This window comes from Streptomyces sp. RK9 (genome assembly GCF_045070545.1).
GTDB lineage: Bacteria > Actinomycetota > Actinomycetes > Streptomycetales > Streptomycetaceae > Streptomyces > Streptomyces alboflavus.
Map to the genome: position 1 here is coordinate 2,784,346 of NZ_CP173703.1, position 16,664 is coordinate 2,801,009.

Genomic DNA, 16,664 nt, shown 5'->3' on the forward strand with positions numbered 1-16,664 from the left:
CCGGTGCCGCCCCGCGTACCCGACCGCACCTGTCCGTCCTGCCGCCGGCCCCCTTCCGGCCGGCACCCGTCGAGAGAGGTTCGCTCCTCATGACCGCATCCGCCGCGTGCCGCGGCCCCCTGCACCTCGCCGCCGCCATCGACCAGCCCGGCGCCTACGCCGCCGCCCCGCACACCGAGCTCGCGCTGCTCGCCGAGCGCGGCGCCCTCGACTTCGTCACGCTCGGGGACTCCTTCGCCCGGCACGGGCCCGACGCGCTCGCCGTGCTCTCCCGGATCGCCCCGGCCACCGGACGCGTCGGCCTGGTGCCGACCGTGACGACCACGCACACCGAGCCCTTCCATGTGCAGGCCGCCGTGGCCACCCTCGACTGGGTGAGCCACGGCCGGGCCGGCTGGGCCGTCGACGTGTCGGCCACCGAGGCCGAGGCGCGGCTCTTCGGTCGGCGGCGGGCCGCGCCCGCCGACGCGCTGTGGCGGGAGGCCGGTGAAGTCGCCGACGTGGCACGGCGGTTGTGGGACAGCTGGGAGGACGACGCCGAGATCCGGGACGTGGCGACCGGACGCTTCATCGACCGGGACAAGCTGCACTACGTCGACTTCGACGGCGGCACCTTCTCCGTGCGCGGCCCCTCGATCGTGCCGCGGCCGCCGCAGGGGAACCCGGTGGTCGTCGTCGACGCGACCGAGGGCCACGCCCGCGAGACGGCCGCACGGCACGCCGACGTCGCCCTGGTGCGGGCCGCGAGCCCCGAGCAGGCGGGCGCCGCCCGCGCCGCGCTGCACCGCCGCGCCGCCGAACTCGGCCGTCCACCAGGGCAGTTGCGGGTGCTCGCCGCGCTGGTCGTCGACCTCGGCAGCGGCGAGCACGCGGCGCAGCCCGGACACGGCGGCGGCCCGCTGCCCACCCCCGAGGGCCCGCTGTACCGCGGCGGCCCCGTCGACCTCGCCGACCTCATCGCCGCCTGGCACGACGCGGGCGCCGTGGACGGCTTCCACCTCACCCCCGTCGAGCCACGGCGCGACCTGGAGCGGCTTGTCAACGGCACCGTGTCGCTGCTCCAGCACCGCGGTGTGTTCCGCACGTTCTACCCGGGCGCGACGCTCCGGGAGCACCTGGGCCTGGCCCGGCCCGCCAACCGCTACGCCGCACTCGCGGGGGACCCGTCATGACTGCTCGTACGACACCGAAACAGATCCACCTCGCCGCCCACTTCCCCGGCGTCAACAACACCACCGTGTGGACTGACCCCCGGTCCCGCTCCCAGATCGAGTTCTCCTCCTTCGAGCATCTGGCGCGCACCGCCGAACGCGGGCTCTTCGACTTCTTCTTCCTGGCGGAGGGGCTGCGGCTGCGCGAGCACAAGGGGCGCGTGCACGACCTGGACGTGGTCGGGCGGCCCGAGTCCCTCACCGTCCTCAGCGCCCTCGCAGCCGTCACCGAACACCTCGGCCTCGCCGCCACCGTCAACGCCACCTTCAACGAGCCCTACGAACTGGCCCGGCGCCTCGCCTCCCTGGACCACCTGAGCGGCGGCCGCGCCGCCTGGAACGTGGTCACCTCGTCCGACGCCTTCACCGGCGAGAACTTCCGCCGCGGCGGGTTCCTCGACCGCGCCGACCGGTACACCCGCGCCGCCGAGTTCGTCGCCACCGCGCGCGAGCTGTGGGACTCCTGGACCCCCGACGGGGCCGACGGGTCCGTCGGCGAGCCGCGGCCGTTCGCGCACCGCGGCCGGCACTTCGACATCGCCGGGGAGTTCGGCCTGCCCCGCCCGCCGCAGGGCCACCCCGTCGTGATCCAGGCCGGGGACTCGCCCGAGGGCCGGGAGTTCGCCGCGTCCGGCGCCGACGTCGTCTTCACCCGGCACGGCACCCTGGAGGCGGGCCGTGCCTTCTACGCCGACGTGAAGGGACGGCTCGCGGCGTACGGGCGCGCCCCGGACGACCTGAAGATCATGCCCGGCGTCACCTTCGTCCTCGGGGACACCGCCGCCGAGGCCCAGGAGCGCGCCACCGAGATCCGCCGCCAACAGGTGTCGCCGCAGAACGCCCTGCTCGCCGCGGAACAGGTGTGGGGCGTCGACCTGTCCGCGTACGACCCCGAAGGACCGCTGCCCGACATCGACCCGGACCCGGATTCGACGCTCGTGCAGGGCCGGGTGAAGGTCGGCGACCCCTCTGCGATCGCCGAGCAGTGGCGGGCCCTGTCCCGTGCCAAGGGCCTGTCCCTGCACCAGACCGTCATCGAGACGACGTCCCGGCAGTCCTTCATCGGCACGCCCGCCGCCGTCGCCGAGCAGCTGGAGGAGTTCGTCAGGACCGACGCCGCCGACGGCTTCATCCTCGTCCCGCACCTGACGCCGGGCGGGCTCGACGAGTTCGTCGAACGGGTGGTGCCGCTGCTCCAGGAGCGCGGCGCGTACCGCACGGAATACCGGGGCGCGACCCTGCGCTCACACCTCGGGCTGCCCGAGCCCGTATGGAAGGGTTGATCACCATGAGCACGACCGAAGACACGCTGCGGGACTTCAAGGAGTGGCACGAGCTGCGCACGGCCACGGTCTCCGCGCCGTACGGCCCCCTCGCCCTCACCGGCACGCACTGGCTCGCCGACCACCCCGGCGGGACGCTGCCGGGACTGCCCGGGCACTGGTCGGACGGCGGCGACGCACTCGTCCTGACGGCGGCGGCCGACGACGGCATCGCCCTGGACGGACGGCCCTTCACCGGCACGGCCCGCCTCGCGCCCGACTCCGGTGCCGTCACCGCCTCCCGGCTCGGCCTGGGGGAGCGGCGCCTTGTGGTGCTGCGCCGCGAAGGGCTCTGGGCGGTGCGGGACTTCGACCCGGACGCGGCCGCGCGGGGCGCCTTCATCGGCATCGACGTCAGCACGTACGACCCGGGCTTCGCGGTCGAGGGGCGCTTCACGCCGTACGAGCGGGACCGGACCGTGCGGGTCGGGAACGCGGACGGGGTGGAGCGGGGGCTCGGGCTCGGCGGCGAACTCGCCTTCACGCTGGCAGGGAAGGAGCACACGCTGCAGGTGAGCGTGGAAGGGGACGGCTCGCTGTGGGCGGTGTTCGCGGACGGGACCAGCGGGGTCTCCAGCTACCGCTTCCGGTTCCTGCGGCCCGCCGCGCCCGACGAACAGGGCCGTACGCACGTCGACTTCAACCGGTCGCTGCTGCCGCCGTGCGCGTTCGCCGACCACTTCATCTGCCCCTTCCCGCCCCCCGGCAACACCCTCACCGCCGAGATCGCCGCCGGAGAACGGAACCTTTCCTCCCGCCGGTACGTCTGACAGGACGCCGATGACCCAGAGCCCCGGTGGTGGCACGGACGCGCCGCTGCCGGGGCCGGTCGTCGTGTATCGGCCGCCCCGGCCGAAAGGCACCCCTTGTGCGGTGTCACGGCGGCCCCAATACTCCCGAGCAGCGCTTGTCAGGGACACGGTGTAACCGGAATCCACCGGTCCTTCGACCGCGCCTCACGGGCCCCCAACCCACATGGGCCCCCTGACTTCCCTCGGGAGGAACCAGCAGTGAGGATCAAGCGCACCACCCCCCGCAGCGGTATAGCGAGACACTCCCGCACGGTCGCCATCGCGACCGGGCTCGTGGCCGCGGCCGCACTCGCCGTTCCCGCCGCCAGCGCCGACGAGGCCCGCACCTACAGCGCATCCGACCTGACGGCCGCCAGTGACGCCGTCCTGGAAGCGGACGTCGCGGGCACCGCGTGGAACGTGGACCCCAAGACCAAGCAGGTCGTGGTCACCGCCGACAGCACCGTTTCCAAGGCCGAGATCGCCAAGCTGAAGCAGGCGGCGGGCGACAAGGCCGGCGCCCTGAAGATCGAGCGGACGCCCGGCAAGTTCCAGAAGTACATCTCCGGCGGCGACGCCACGTACGCCTCCAGCTGGCGCTGCTCGCTCGGCTTCAACGTCCGCAGCGGCTCCACGTACTACTTCCTGACCGCCGGGCACTGCACGGACGGCGCGGGCACCTGGTGGGCCAACTCGGCGAAGACCACCGTGCTCGGCACCACGCACGGCTCCAGCTTCCCGACGAACGACTACGGCATCGTCAGGTACACGAACAACTCCATCACCAAGTCCGGCACCGTGGGCAGCCAGGACATCACCCGCGCCGCGGACCCGACCGTCAACCAGAGCGTGACGCGTCGCGGCTCCACCACCGGCACCCACTCCGGCCGCGTCACGGGCCTGAACGCCACGGTGAACTACGGCAACGGCGACATCGTGTACGGCATGATCAGGACGACCGTCTGCGCCGAGCCCGGCGACAGCGGCGGCCCGCTCTACGCCGGTTCCACGGCGCTCGGCCTGACCTCCGGCGGCAGCGGCAACTGCTCCTCCGGCGGTACGACGTTCTTCCAGCCGGTCACCGAGGCCCTGCGCGCGTACAACGTGAGCGTGTACTGACGCCCACCTCCCTACCCCGCACGGTCAGCGGCCTTCGAGCCCCCGCCCCACTCCTGGGCGGGGGCTCTCCGCTGTCCCCGCGCCGTCCGCGCACGGCCACCGAACGTCGAGAACCGGACAGGACTAGTCCTCACCCGCTGCCGACCACCGCTCGCACGCGGTGTTTGCAGCGGGAACCGACGTGGTGAGACCACGGACGGTCAACAGGTCCCGGCCGCACGGCCGTTGTCGGGCGCGCGTCCTGAAGTAGACCTTGTGTGCGACCTCGTGCGCTGGGAATAGTGGGCCGCGTCCTATTGGCATGGACGCGGCTTTCCCATCGTCAGCCCGCCATGCGCGTACGCCTCTCGGCCGCCGAGGTCCCCACACCGGAGCGGACCGATCCCCCCACAGGAGGACGCGAGTTGAAGCACCGCCGCATACCCAAGCGCCGTGCCGCCATGGCAGGCGCGGGCGTCGTCGCTCTGATCGGCGCGGCCGTCACCTTCCAGACTGCGAACGCGAGTGAGGACACCCCCACCCCCAAGCCGGACACGCTCTCCATCGCGAAGGCCGGAAAGCTCGCCTCCTCGCTCGACAAGGAGCTGGGCACCGACGCCGCGGGGACGTACTACGACGCGCAGGCCAAGAACCTCGTCGTGAACGTCCTCGACGACAACGCCAAGGACGCCGTCGAGTCCGCCGGCGCCAAGGCCAGACTGGTCGAGAACTCCCTCGCCGAGCTCAAGGGCGCCCGCACCACGCTCACCGACAAGGCCTCGGTCCCCGGCAGCTCCTGGGCCACCGACCCGGCCACCAACAAGGTCGTCGTGACCGTGGACCGCACGGTCAAGGGCGCCGACCTGAAGAAGCTGACGTCGGTCGTCGAGGGCCTCGGCGAGAAGGCCGAACTGAAGCACTCCAAGGGAGAGTTCAAGCCCTTCATCGCCGGTGGCGACGCCATCTTCGGCGGCAGCAGCCGCTGCTCGCTGGGCTTCAACGTGGTCAAGGACGGTGCCCCGCACTTCCTGACGGCGGGTCACTGCACGGAGTCCGTCACCAGCTGGTCCGAGGAGCAGGGCGGCCCGGCCATCGGTGAGAACGCGGGCTCCAGCTTCCCCGACAACGACTACGGCATCGTCAAGTACTCCGGCGACACCGCGCACCCGAGCGAGGTGAACCTCTACAACGGCTCCACGCAGAAGATCACCAAGGCCGGGGCCGCGACCGTCGGCCAGGAGGTGCAGCGCAGCGGCTCCACCACGCAGCTGCACGACGGCAAGGTCACGGGCCTGGACGCCACCGTGAACTACGGCAACGGCGACATCGTGAACGGCCTCATCCAGACCGACGTGTGCGCGGAGCCCGGCGACAGCGGCGGCGCGCTGTTCGCGGGCGACACGGCGCTCGGCCTGACCTCCGGCGGCAGCGGTGACTGCTCCTCCGGCGGCGAGACGTTCTTCCAGCCGGTGCCCGAGGCCCTCGAGGCCTTCGGGGCGGAAATCGGCTGACGCCTGGTCCGAGCATTGTGATGGGCCCCGGAAACCATTCGGTTTCCGGGGCCCATCGGTATTTCACGAGAGAATTAAGAAGGCAGGTTGAAGAATTCGGGATCCCTGAATTCCCAAGGGGTGACGCGCGTAGATTGCCCCATGATGCGCAGGCTGTGTGCGTGGATGACCTTCCTAACTAAGGTCGAAGCGCTCGACTACCTTCCGTGGCGAGGGTCTGTGGCGTAGATCTCAATGCGGCAATATGTCCGTGTTCATGCCTTTTTGGGGGCTCGTAATGTTGCGCCGCTGTAAATCTCCGCAGCATTCCCGAAATGCTTTCTGTGGGGGATTTGCAAAGGCTCCGTCCCGCTGGCTCTAATGATGCGCACCCCGACGCGGGAAACCTCCGCGTCCGCACGTCATCAGGAGTTGGGCAGCATGGCCGACGCGCCACACCCAGGCCCCCGCAGCCCGCTCGCCGCGGCCGTCGGCGCCTTCCGCCGGGACCGGCTCGGCCTCGCCGCGCTGTGTGTGGTCGCCCTGTTCGCGCTGCTCGCCCTCGCCGCGCCGCTCGTCGCCGCCGTGTACGGCAAGAACCCCACCGAGCACTACGGCCAGAACGAACCCGGGCTGCTCAGCCCGGAGGGTCTGCCGGTGCTGCCGGGCGGCGGCATGTCCGGCGAGTTCTGGTTCGGCCTCGAACCGGGCCTCGGCCGGGACGTGTTCACCCAGCTCCTCTACGGCATCCGCACCTCCCTGCTGGTGGCCGGCGCCTCCGTCGTCGTGATCGCCGTCCTCGGCGTCGTGCTCGGTGTGACCGTCGGCTATCTGAGCGGGCTCGCCGACCGCGTCTTCACCTTCGTCTGCGACGTGCTCCTCGCCTTCCCCACGCTGCTGCTCTTCCTCGCGCTCAGCCCGATCGTGCAGACCCGCTTCGTGGACCCGGGCGAGAACGAACCCGCCTGGATGCAGTTCACCGTGCTCGTGGTGATCTTCGCGGCGTTCGGCTGGGTGCCGCTGGCGATGATGCTCCGCACCACCGTCCGGTCCCTGCGGACCCGGGAGTTCGTGGCGGCCGCCCGGGCCATGGGTGCGTCCCGCCGCCACATCGTCCTGCGCGAACTGCTGCCCAACGTGTGGGCGCCGGTGCTCGTGCACATCACCATCGCCCTGCCCGGCATCGTCACCGCCGAGGCCGCCCTTTCCTTCCTCGGCGTCGGCATCAGCGAGCCCATCCCCGACTGGGGGCGGATGATCGCCCGCGGCTCCGAGGTCTTCTACGACGACCCGACCTACATGGTCTTCCCCGGCGTGACGATCCTGCTCTTCGTCCTCGCCTTCAACCTGCTCGGCGACAGCGTGCGCGACGCGCTCGACCCGCGCACCCGGCGCTGATCCGGCGCCGACCCGAGGCCGCCCCGGCACCTGCCTGAAGGCCGAACCGCGCCTGCCTGAGGCCGACCGCACCGGCCGTCTCATCTGTCCCACCCGTTGTTTCATCCGTCCCACCCGTAACGGAGTTCACCATGCCCAGGATCAGTTCGCGCACCGTGGCCGTGCCCGTCGCCGCCGCCGCTTCCGCCATGCTCGTGCTGTGCTCCTGCTCGGCCGGGGCGGGCACCGAGAGCGACCAGGCGTCCCCGCGCCAGGAGGCCGACCTGATCGCCGGGGTCGGCAGCGCGAAGGACAGCGCGGGCCCCGCCCCGGCCGTCGCGGGCGCCCGGAAGGGCGGCACCATCCGCGTCGCCAACCTGCGCGACTACGCCCATCTGGACCCGCAGAAGATCTACGCGGGCGAGGCCTACAACACCTCGCTCCTGTGGGGCCGCCAGCTCACCCAGTACCAGGTCGTCGACGGCAAGCCGAAGCTCGTCGGCGACCTCGCCACCGACACCGGCAAGCCCTCCGACGGCGGCCGCACCTGGACGTACCAGCTCAAGGACGGCATCGCCTGGCAGGACGGCAAGCCGATCACCTCGAAGCACGTCAAGTACGGCATCGAGCGCACCTTCGCGCCCGGCTTCGAGGTCGGCCCGTCGTACTGGCCGCAGTGGCTGACCGGCAAGCCCGACCTCGCGCAGGCCCGCAAGGTCTACGGCGGCCCGAAGAAGGACGGCGACTTCGACCGCATCGAGACGCCCGACGACAAGACCATCGTCTTCCGCTTCCACAAGACGCAGTCCGACGTGCCGTTCATGGCCGCGCAGTCCTCCTCGTCGCCGGTGCGCCCGGACAAGGACACCGGCGCCGCCTACGACCTGCGGCCCTTCGCCACCGGGCCCTACCGGATCGTCTCGCACCGCCAGAACCAGTCCCTGACCCTGGAGAAGAACCCGCACTGGAAGGCGGCGACCGACCCGATCCGCCACCAGTACGCCGACAAGTTCGAGTTCACCTTCGAGAAGAAGGAGCTCAACACCGCCCAGGAGATCCTCAACGGGCGCGGCGACGGCGCGGCCACCGTCACCACCAAGAACGAGTTCCCGCCCGAGCTGATCGGCGAGGCGGGCCGCGACCCGAAGAAGAAGGACCTGGTCGTCGACGGCCGCCGCGGCGCCTTCAGCTCGCACCTGGTGATCCGCAACGACCGCGTCGCCGACCCGGAGGTCCGCAAGGCCGTCCACTACCTCTTCCCGCGCCAGCAGGCCCGCCAGGCCCTCGGTGGCCCGCGCGTCGGCGACATCGCCACCACCTACTCCTCGCCCGCCATCGTCGGCTGGCGGAAGTACGACACCAACCCGGTGGCGCCCACCGGCGACATCAAGAAGGCCAAGGAGCACCTGGCCAAGGCCGAGAAGCCGGTCGAGCGGCTCACCTACGCCTACGAGTCCAACGCCGTCAACGACCGCCTGGCCCAGGTCCTCGTGGACGCCTTCGCCAAGGCAGGCATCGAACTCGTCACCAAGCCGATGCCGCTGCCCGCCTACACCAACGAGGTCCTGCGCGGCACCGACCCGAAGTACGACCTGTGGATGTCCACCTCGTCCGTGGACTGGCCGACCCCGGCCACCGGCGTCCCGTACCGCTTCGACAGCCGCCGCGACACCCTCGACAACGACCCGCGGTACAAGAACCCGGCCGTCGACAAGGAACTCGACCGCATCGCGCGGATCGGCGACGCGACGAAGAAGGCCGAGCAGCTCATCGCCCTCGAGAAGAACACGATCATGAAGGACGTGCCGCTGGTGCCGTTCCTGCACCAGCGCGTCCAGCAGGTGCGCGGCGCCGACGTCGGCGGCGCCTTCATCCACCCGATCTACGGCACCATCAGCCCGGCCTGGCTGTACCTGAAGAAGTCCTGACCCATGCCCCTCTATCTCCTCAGGAGGGCGCTGCAGGCGGTCGTGGTGCTCCTCGCGATCTCCGCGACCGCCTTCGCGCTCTTCTACGCCGCCCCCTCCGACCCGGCCGTCATCGCCTGCGGACCCAAGTGCGACGCCTCCCAGATCGCGGCGGTCCGCGACTCCATGGGCCTCGACAAGACGATCCTCGCGCAGTACGCCGACTATGTGCGCGGCCTGTTCGCGGGCCGCACCATCAACGACGTCGACGGCACGCCGATCGCCTGCGACGCGCCCTGCCTCGGCTACTCCTACGCGCTGCACGAGCCGGTGCGCGCCGCCATCACCAGCCGTTTCCCCGTCACCCTCTCGCTCGCGGGCGGCGCGCTCGCGGTGATCGTCGTCTTCGGGATCGGCGCGGGCTTCCTGTCCGCGCTGCGCCGCGGCCGGCTCACCGACCGGCTCCTGTCCGGCTTCACGCTGGTCGGCGCCAGCGTGCAGATCTACTTCCTCGGCTACGCCCTGCAGTACTTCCTCGTCTACCGGACGGGCTGGTTCGCGCTGCCCGGCTACACCTCGCCCGGCGACGACATCGGCGCCTGGGTCGCGGGACTGCTGCTTCCGTGCCTGGTCCTCGGCTTCGTCAACGCCGCCGTGTTCGCCCGGCTCTCCCGCGCCCAGATGCTGGAGGTCATGCACGAGGGGTACGTGCGCACGGCGCGCGGCAAGGGGCTCAGCCCGCTGCGCGCCCACCTGAAGTACACCTCGCGCGGGGCCGCCGCGCCGCTGGTGCAGCTCCTCGGCCTGGAGGTGGGCGCGCTGCTCGGCGGCGCCTTCATCACCGAGACCGTGTTCGGGCTCAGCGGCGTCGGCAAGCTCGCGGTGGACGCGGTGGTGCAGAACGACCTGCCCACCGTCGTCGGCACCGTGCTGCTCGCCGCGTTCTTCGTGGTGGTGTTCGTCGCCCTGGCCGACCTCGTGGTGGCCTGGCTCGATCCGAGAGTGAGGCTCGCGTGAGCGGCTCCGATAACGAACGGCCCCACCTGCGCGTACGGGACGAATGGCCCGTCCTGCGGGTACGCGACCTCAGCGTCACCTTCACCGGGACGCGCGGCACCGTCATGGCCGTCGAGGGCGTCACCTTCGACCTGGCGCGGGGCGAAGTCGTCGGCCTGGTGGGGGAGTCCGGCTCCGGCAAGTCCACCGTCGGGCTCGCTGCGCTCGGGCTGCACGACCCGGCGCGGACCCAGGTCACCGGCGGCATCGAGATCGGCGGCACCGAGATCGTCGGGGCGGCCGAGGACACGCTGCGACCGCTGCGCGGCAACCGGGTCGCGATGGTCTTCCAGGACGCCCTCGCCGCGCTGTCCCCCTTCCACGGGGTCGGCGCACAGCTCGCCGAGGCCTACCGGATCCACCACCGGGCCGCGTCGCGCGCCGAGGCCCGCGACCGCGCCGCCGACATGCTGGAGCGGGTCGGCATCCCCGCCGTCCGCGCCCGGGACCACCCGCACCAGTTCTCCGGCGGCATGCGACAGCGCGTGATGATCGCCATGGCGCTGATCAACAGTCCGGACGTGCTCGTCGCCGACGAGCCCACCACCGCGCTCGACGCCCGCGTCCAGCGCCAGGTCCTCGACCTGCTCGACGAGTTGCGGCACGAGCACGGCACCGCCGTCGTCCTGGTCACCCACGACGTGGGCGTCGTCGCGCACGCCACCGACCGCGTGCTCGTCATGCGCGGCGGCCACCTCCTGGAGCAGGGGCCGACCCGGCGGGTCCTCTCCGCGCCCGAACACCCCTACACCCGCGCCCTGATCGGCGCCGCCCCCACCCTCACCAGCGAACCCGGCACCCGCCTGCCCACGGTCGACGAACCCGAGCCGAAGCCGCGCACCGCGGCCCGCGCACCGGTCACCGCGACCGGCCGTCCCCTCGCCGAGATCACCGGCCTGCACGTGGAGTTCGGCGGCGGCCGCACCCTGCTCGGCCGCCGCCGCGAGCCCGCACGGGCCGTGCGCGGCGTCAGCCTGCACGTGCGCGAGGGCGAGACCCTCGGCCTGGTCGGCGAGTCCGGGTCGGGCAAGTCCACCACCGCCCGGGTGCTCGCCGGGCTCCAGCGGCCCACGGCGGGCGAGGTCCGCTTCGACGGCCGGGACATCTCCGGCGCCGCCGGGGACACCGCACTGCGCCGGGAGCTGAGCCGCGACGTGCAGCTGGTCTTCCAGGACCCCTACGCCTCGCTGAACCCGCGTCGTACCGTCGAGCAGATCGTCACCACACCGCTGCGGGTGCACACCCGGGCCGGCGCCGCCGAGCGCCGGGAGCGCGCGGCCGGACTCCTGGAGCAGGTCGGCCTGTCCGCCGCCGACCTGGACCGCTATCCGCACGAGTTCTCCGGCGGCCAGCGCCAGCGCGTCGGCATCGCCCGCGCGCTCGCCCTGCGCCCCCGGCTGATCATCGCCGACGAACCGGTGTCCGCCCTCGACGTGTCCGTGCAGGCCCAGGTCCTGAACCTGCTGATGGACCTGCGGGACGAACTCGGCCTCTCGCTGCTCTTCGTCTCTCACGACCTGGCCGTCGTACGGCACTTCTGCGACCGCGTCGCCGTCATGCGCCACGGCGAGATCGTCGAGACCGGGACCCGCGACGAGGTCTTCGAGCGGCCGGGCGCCGCGTACACGCGCGACCTGCTCGCCGCCATGGTCTGAGCCACCCCGGTCCACCGCCCCAGGGAGGGGGCGGGGCGGCGGCCCGGGCTCCCCAAGAGCGGTGCCCCGCCCACCTGGTGTCAGGTGGGCGGGGCACCGCCGTTTCGTGCGTCCCGGATCAGCAGGTGCCGGCCGGGCGGGCCCGGGTCACCAGGTCCGTGTGGCCGGTGGTGCCGTCGATCCACACCACGCGCTTGCCGGTGTCGGCCGCGTGGCCGGTCTGCTCGCCCCGGTTGCAGGAGACCCGCTTGAGTCCCTTGCCGTCCAGGTCGGTCTGCACCAGCTTGGTGAGGTTGCTGTTGCTCCAGCCGCGCTGGGGCTGCCACTGGGTGAGCGTGAGCGCCGACTCGGAGGCGTCCACGTTCCAGAAGTAGGAGTCCTTGGAGTCCTCGGGGACGATGTCGGTCAGGCCGGTGCCGTCGAGCTTCGCGCGCCGCAGGGCCATGCGGTTGTCGTCGGCGATGTCGTCGACCAACCAGTAGAGGTACTTGCCGTTGATCGCCGGGGTGGCGATGCCGAGGTGGCCGCCCTTGGCCGGGACCAGCGTCTGCTTGCCGGTGCGCACGTCCGTGATCTCCGTGGAGACCTGCTGCACGCCGTCCTTGTCGGTGTACACCTTGGCGTAGCCGAGCTTGTCGCCGTGGATCGTGGGCAGCGCGGTCACCACGTCGTAGCGGCCGCCGTCGACGAACACCGGCTCCCGGTCACCGGGGCGCAGGTACGCCACCCGCTGCTGGCCGTGCGGGCTGGACTCCTGCCAGGTGACGTTGCCGTTGGAGATGCGCACGTTGGCGACGGTGGTGCCCGCCGACCACAGCTTCTTCACCGGGCCGCCGGTCAGCGGCCGGGACAGGATCTCCACGCTGGTCGGCCCGTACGCCACCCACACCGCGCGCTTGCCGTCGGTGTCCGGGTAGACGTGGTAGCGCCCGTCGTTGGGGCTGAGCAGCTTCGGCGTGCCGGAGCCGTCGGTGCGGCCCGCGTACACGGAGAAGGCCTCCTGGCCCTCGTCGTCGGACTTAGACGCGGCCCACCAGCCGCCGCCCGCGCCCGCGCCGGTGTTCGGCAGCCTGCCGCCGACCCGGGTGGCGTTCAGGTCGCCGAGGAGCTTCTCGGAGTCGGCGCCGATCGCCTTCTCCCAGCCCTTGGTGATGCCGTGCGCGTCGAACGAGCGGTGCACGGTGCGCAGCTTCGCGCCCTTCACGCCGAGGTCCTTGGCCGCGGCGACCACCGCGTTGCGGGCGTCGGTGTAGCCGTCGAGCGGCGTCAGGTACTCCGCGAGCGCCTTGTAGACGATCCTGTCGGCGAGGGTGGCGCCCAGGTCCTCACGGATGTCCCACAGCGCGCCGGAGACGATCGTCGAGTTGAGGTGCACGCCGCCGCTGTCGGTGCCGATGGTGACGCCGAGGAAGTCCTTCGCGGTGGTGCGGCCGTCGTTGAGGTCGCGCAGGGCACAGTCGGCGGGGGACTGGGTGCGGCACAGGTCCTCGCCGATGAGCCCGGCCTTCGGGTCGTCCAGCGGCGTCTTCGAGGCGTTCACGTCGATGGCGTTGCCGAAGTAGTCGGCGATGGCCTCGTTCAGGGCGCCCGACTGGCCGACGTAGACCAGGCCCGCGGTGTGCTCGACGACGCCGTGCGTCATCTCGTGGCCGACCACGTCCAGGTCGGCGGAGAGCGGCTTGAACTCCTCGTCGCCGCCGCCGTACACCATCTTCTGGCCGTCCCAGTAGGCGTTGACGAACGGGAAGCCGCCGTCGGTCACGCCCACCAGCGAGTTGATGGCCATGCCCTTGCCGTCGAGGCTGTCACGGCCGTGCTTCTTCTTGTAGTACTCGTGGACCTGACCTGCCGCCCAGTGCGCGTCGACCGCGCCCGATTCGGTGGCCTCCTTGCCGAACTCCTTGGTCTTGGAGCCGAACTCGGTGATCCCCTGCGGCCACCTCCCCGACGCGTCGTTGGCGTCGACTCCGCGTGCGTCCCAGGTGGCCAGGGGGTTCTTGCTGCCGTCCCACTGGTGGCGGAGGTCGCGCAGCTTGTACGTGTCCGACGCGGCGTCGTGCGCCACGTCGAGGTCGACCTTCTTGCCGTCGAGCCTGACGCCGCTGCCCTTGGTGCCGGGGAAGCCGTCGCCGGGGCCGGCGCCGTCGATGGTCTGGATCGCCGAGTACTGGAGCACCGGGAAGCCGGACGCCGCGTCGACGTACACCTCCTGCTTCACCGGGGCGCCGGTCGCGGGGTCGCTGCCGGTGACGGTGACGCGGTACGTCAGGAGGCCCTCGCCCTGGGGCAGGACGACGAGGCCGTGGGAGGTGCCGGAGAGGGCGGGGCCGTCGCTCTTGGCCGTGCGGGACTCGGACGACTTGGACGACTTGGGGGCCAGCTTGGTCAGGCTGCCCGTGCGGCCGTCCCCGGCGGCGGTCGCGGCCACGGCGCGCTCGACGGCCGTCCGCTCCGCGACCTCGGCCTTCGTGCCCACCTTCAGGCCCGTGAAGTACTTGCCCGAGGTGCCGGTGACGACCCGCTCGCCGTCCTTCTTCTCCATCCGCACCAGATACTGGCCGCCGAGGACCGGCACGCCCCGGTGCTTCTGCTGGAAGCGCACGGTCTCGCCGGCGCCGTGCCGCAGCGTCTGATCGGTGCTCAGGTCCCGGCGCGGGTCCGGGATCCCGTAGCGGCCCTTCTTGGCCGCGAGGTGGCCGCGGGCCGCGTCGGCCGGGCTGCCCGAGTCCTTGGCCGCCTCCGCGATCCCGTCGACCAGGGCCGGGGTCGCCGTGCCCTTGCCGGGGACGACCTCGGTGGCAGGGCCTTCGGGAGCCGCCGGAGCGGCCTGGGCCGCCGGGACTCCGGAGGCGAGCAGTGCCGCGGCGCCGAGCAGCGCCGCGCTCCCCGTTATTCGTGTCCGTCTGCGTGAGCTTCTCAAGTTCCCCTCCACGCGCAGAAAAGAGCGCACCATGGACGTGGTGTGTACGTGCCGTGCTCATGCAAGTCGTTGCCCATATGTTGATCAAGGAATAACGACTGGTCACAAGTGGGGCCGCACACTTGTGTGCGTCGTGGGGCGGGGTGAGACTGCCCGACATGACCATGGGGAGCGGCAAGGGGAGCGCGCTGCGCGACCTGGGCCTGGGGGAGGCGGACGAGCGGGTGTACGGGGCGCTGCTGCGGCAGCGGGCCCCGGCGGCCCGCGACGCGGAGCAGCTGCGGCGGGAACTGGGGCTGACGCGGGGGCAGTTCGAGCTTTCGCTGTCCCGGCTGCGGGAGCACGGGTTCACGGTGCCGTACGCGGACACGGAGGCGGAGAGGAGCACGGGCGGAGCCGCGGCGGGGGCCGGGGCCGGGCCCCTCGACCGTGCCGTGCTGCCGCGTCCGGTGCCGCCCGCGCCCGCCGTACGGGCCCTGATCCATCGAAGACAGGCGGAACTGCACGCCCAGGCGGCGGAGTTGGAGCGGATTCGGCGCCAGGCCGACGAGATCGCCGAGCGCCTCGAACCCGCTCCGGCCCTCGCGCCCGGCGCGGTCGCGGCCGTGGAGGCGGTGAGCGGTCCCGGCGCCATCGTGCGGCACGTGGACCAGCTGCTGGCCCGCGCCGAGAAGGAGGTCCTGATCCTCGACCGGCCGCCCTACCTCAACCCGTGGGCGGTCGCGGGCGCCGACCCCGGCACCGGCATCGCGGCCCTGCTCGAACGCGGGGTCAGCGTGCGGGTGGTGCTCGCCCGCGAGGGGCTCGCGCTCCCCGGCCGGACCCGGCTGCTCGGGCCGCTGGTCGACCGGGGGCTCGCGGTGCGGGTCGCGGCCGAGGTGCCCACCAAGCTGATCGCTGTGGACGGCAGGGACGCGCTGCTGCCGCCCGCGTCCGGCTCCGATCCGACCCGCACGGCCGTCGTCGTACGGGACACGCTGCTCCAGCACGTCTTCCGGCCGCTCTTCGAGGCGTTGTGGGAGCGGGCGTTACCGCTCGGCGGCGCCGGGCCGCGCCTCTCCGACGAGCACCGGGATCTGCTCGGCCTGCTGGCGGGCGGCTTCAAGGACGAGGCGATCGCGCGCCGACTCGGCGTCCATGTGCACACCGCGCGCCGCCGCATCAGCAGGCTGCTCGACGAACTGGGCGCCGACACCCGTTTCCAGGCCGGCGCCCAGGCCGCGTTGCGGGGCTGGCTCAGAAGTTGAAGACCTGGCCCTGGCCCACCGTCATCGCGCACGGGTTGGCGAAGGTGTGCTCGTAGTTGACGCGTCGGCCTTCCCACACGCCCTGCGCCGTGACGACGATCGGGTTCCACTCCTTGGTGCAGACGGCGTTCGACTGCACCTTGGTCACCTTGTCGAACTTGCCGCCCACCGCGCGCAGTTGGTCGCAGGCGCCGGGCGCGTCGGGGTGGCTGCCGACGCCGGTGGAGGAACAGCCGAGGGTCACGGCCCGCTGGATGGAGGCGGTGGCGGCCTTGTCGCCGTAGCCGATGGTGAGCACCAGCTCGGAGGGCGCGAAGCCGCTCGCGGCCGGGGCCGCGGGCTTGGCGGCCACGGGCGCGGGCGCGGCGGTGGCCGCGGTGGCCAGACCGCCGAGCGCCAGAGCCGCACCCAGCGCGATCCCCCCAGAGATGTACCGCATTTCGAACACTCCCTTGCTTGTCGTTACAGATAACGAACGGAACGGACCGGAGTCTTGCTCAGGGCGACGCCGAAAGCACATCGGTCGCTGACTTTCAGTCGTTGGTTGAAAACTGTGTGTAGTGGCGTGAAGCAAGGGTCCCTCACGGCCG

Annotated in this window: 12 protein-coding genes; 10 read left to right on the forward strand and 2 right to left on the reverse strand. The window is 71.9% G+C overall.

Translation table 11 applies throughout. From position 1 onward, the window contains the following. The first annotated feature begins 89 nt into the window (after positions 1 to 89). The 9 genes from AB6L24_RS11295 (at position 90) to AB6L24_RS11335 (ending at position 11,907) form a co-directional block, all read left to right on the forward strand. Positions 90 to 1,172, forward strand: coding sequence for an LLM class flavin-dependent oxidoreductase (locus AB6L24_RS11295; protein ID WP_405654718.1), 1,083 nt, complete (start codon positions 90 to 92; stop codon positions 1,170 to 1,172). Beyond that, a complete protein-coding gene (locus tag AB6L24_RS11300; RefSeq protein WP_405654720.1) occupies positions 1,169 to 2,494 on the forward strand; it encodes an NtaA/DmoA family FMN-dependent monooxygenase in 1,326 nt (441 codons plus the stop codon). The genes AB6L24_RS11295 and AB6L24_RS11300 overlap by 4 nt, the downstream gene beginning before the upstream one ends. A 5-nt stretch (positions 2,495 to 2,499) precedes the next feature. Beyond that, entirely contained in the window at positions 2,500 to 3,303 is an 804-nt protein-coding gene (locus AB6L24_RS11305; protein ID WP_405654722.1) for a DUF1684 domain-containing protein, read from the forward strand. A 240-nt stretch (positions 3,304 to 3,543) separates the two neighbouring features. Beyond that, a complete protein-coding gene (locus AB6L24_RS11310; protein WP_405654724.1) occupies positions 3,544 to 4,443 on the forward strand; it encodes a S1 family peptidase in 900 nt (299 codons plus the stop codon). A 404-nt stretch (positions 4,444 to 4,847) separates the two neighbouring features. After that, a complete protein-coding gene (locus AB6L24_RS11315) occupies positions 4,848 to 5,933 on the forward strand; it encodes a S1 family peptidase (RefSeq protein ID WP_405657133.1) in 1,086 nt (361 codons plus the stop codon). Between the two features lie 420 nt (positions 5,934 to 6,353). Beyond that, positions 6,354 to 7,310: an ABC transporter permease gene (locus AB6L24_RS11320; RefSeq protein ID WP_405654726.1), complete on the forward strand. Its 957-nt coding sequence runs from the start codon at positions 6,354 to 6,356 to the stop codon at positions 7,308 to 7,310. A gap of 131 nt (positions 7,311 to 7,441) precedes the next feature. Further along, positions 7,442 to 9,217 (forward strand): ABC transporter substrate-binding protein, encoded by a 1,776-nt coding sequence (locus AB6L24_RS11325; protein ID WP_405654729.1) that lies wholly within the window; start codon positions 7,442 to 7,444, stop codon positions 9,215 to 9,217. Positions 9,218 to 9,220: 3 nt separating this feature from the next. Next, positions 9,221 to 10,213 (forward strand): ABC transporter permease, encoded by a 993-nt coding sequence (locus AB6L24_RS11330; protein WP_405654731.1) that lies wholly within the window; start codon positions 9,221 to 9,223, stop codon positions 10,211 to 10,213. Then, a complete protein-coding gene (locus tag AB6L24_RS11335) occupies positions 10,210 to 11,907 on the forward strand; it encodes a dipeptide ABC transporter ATP-binding protein (protein ID WP_405654733.1) in 1,698 nt (565 codons plus the stop codon). The genes AB6L24_RS11330 and AB6L24_RS11335 overlap by 4 nt, the downstream gene beginning before the upstream one ends. Before the next feature lie 118 nt (positions 11,908 to 12,025). On the opposite strand, the gene AB6L24_RS11340 is transcribed toward AB6L24_RS11335, so the two are convergent. Further along, a complete protein-coding gene (locus AB6L24_RS11340; protein ID WP_405654735.1) occupies positions 12,026 to 14,827 on the reverse strand; it encodes a M4 family metallopeptidase in 2,802 nt (933 codons plus the stop codon). Positions 14,828 to 14,985: 158 nt separating this feature from the next. Between AB6L24_RS11340 and AB6L24_RS11345 the strand changes: the two genes are divergently transcribed. Beyond that, positions 14,986 to 16,074, forward strand: a complete 1,089-nt coding sequence (locus AB6L24_RS11345; protein WP_405654737.1) for a hypothetical protein — start codon at positions 14,986 to 14,988, stop codon at positions 16,072 to 16,074. Here the strand turns inward: AB6L24_RS11345 and AB6L24_RS11350 are convergent. Then, positions 16,064 to 16,513, reverse strand: a complete 450-nt coding sequence (locus tag AB6L24_RS11350; RefSeq protein ID WP_405654739.1) for a subtilase-type protease inhibitor — start codon at positions 16,511 to 16,513, stop codon at positions 16,064 to 16,066. The genes AB6L24_RS11345 and AB6L24_RS11350 overlap by 11 nt on opposite strands. Positions 16,514 to 16,664: the final 151 nt, after the last annotated feature.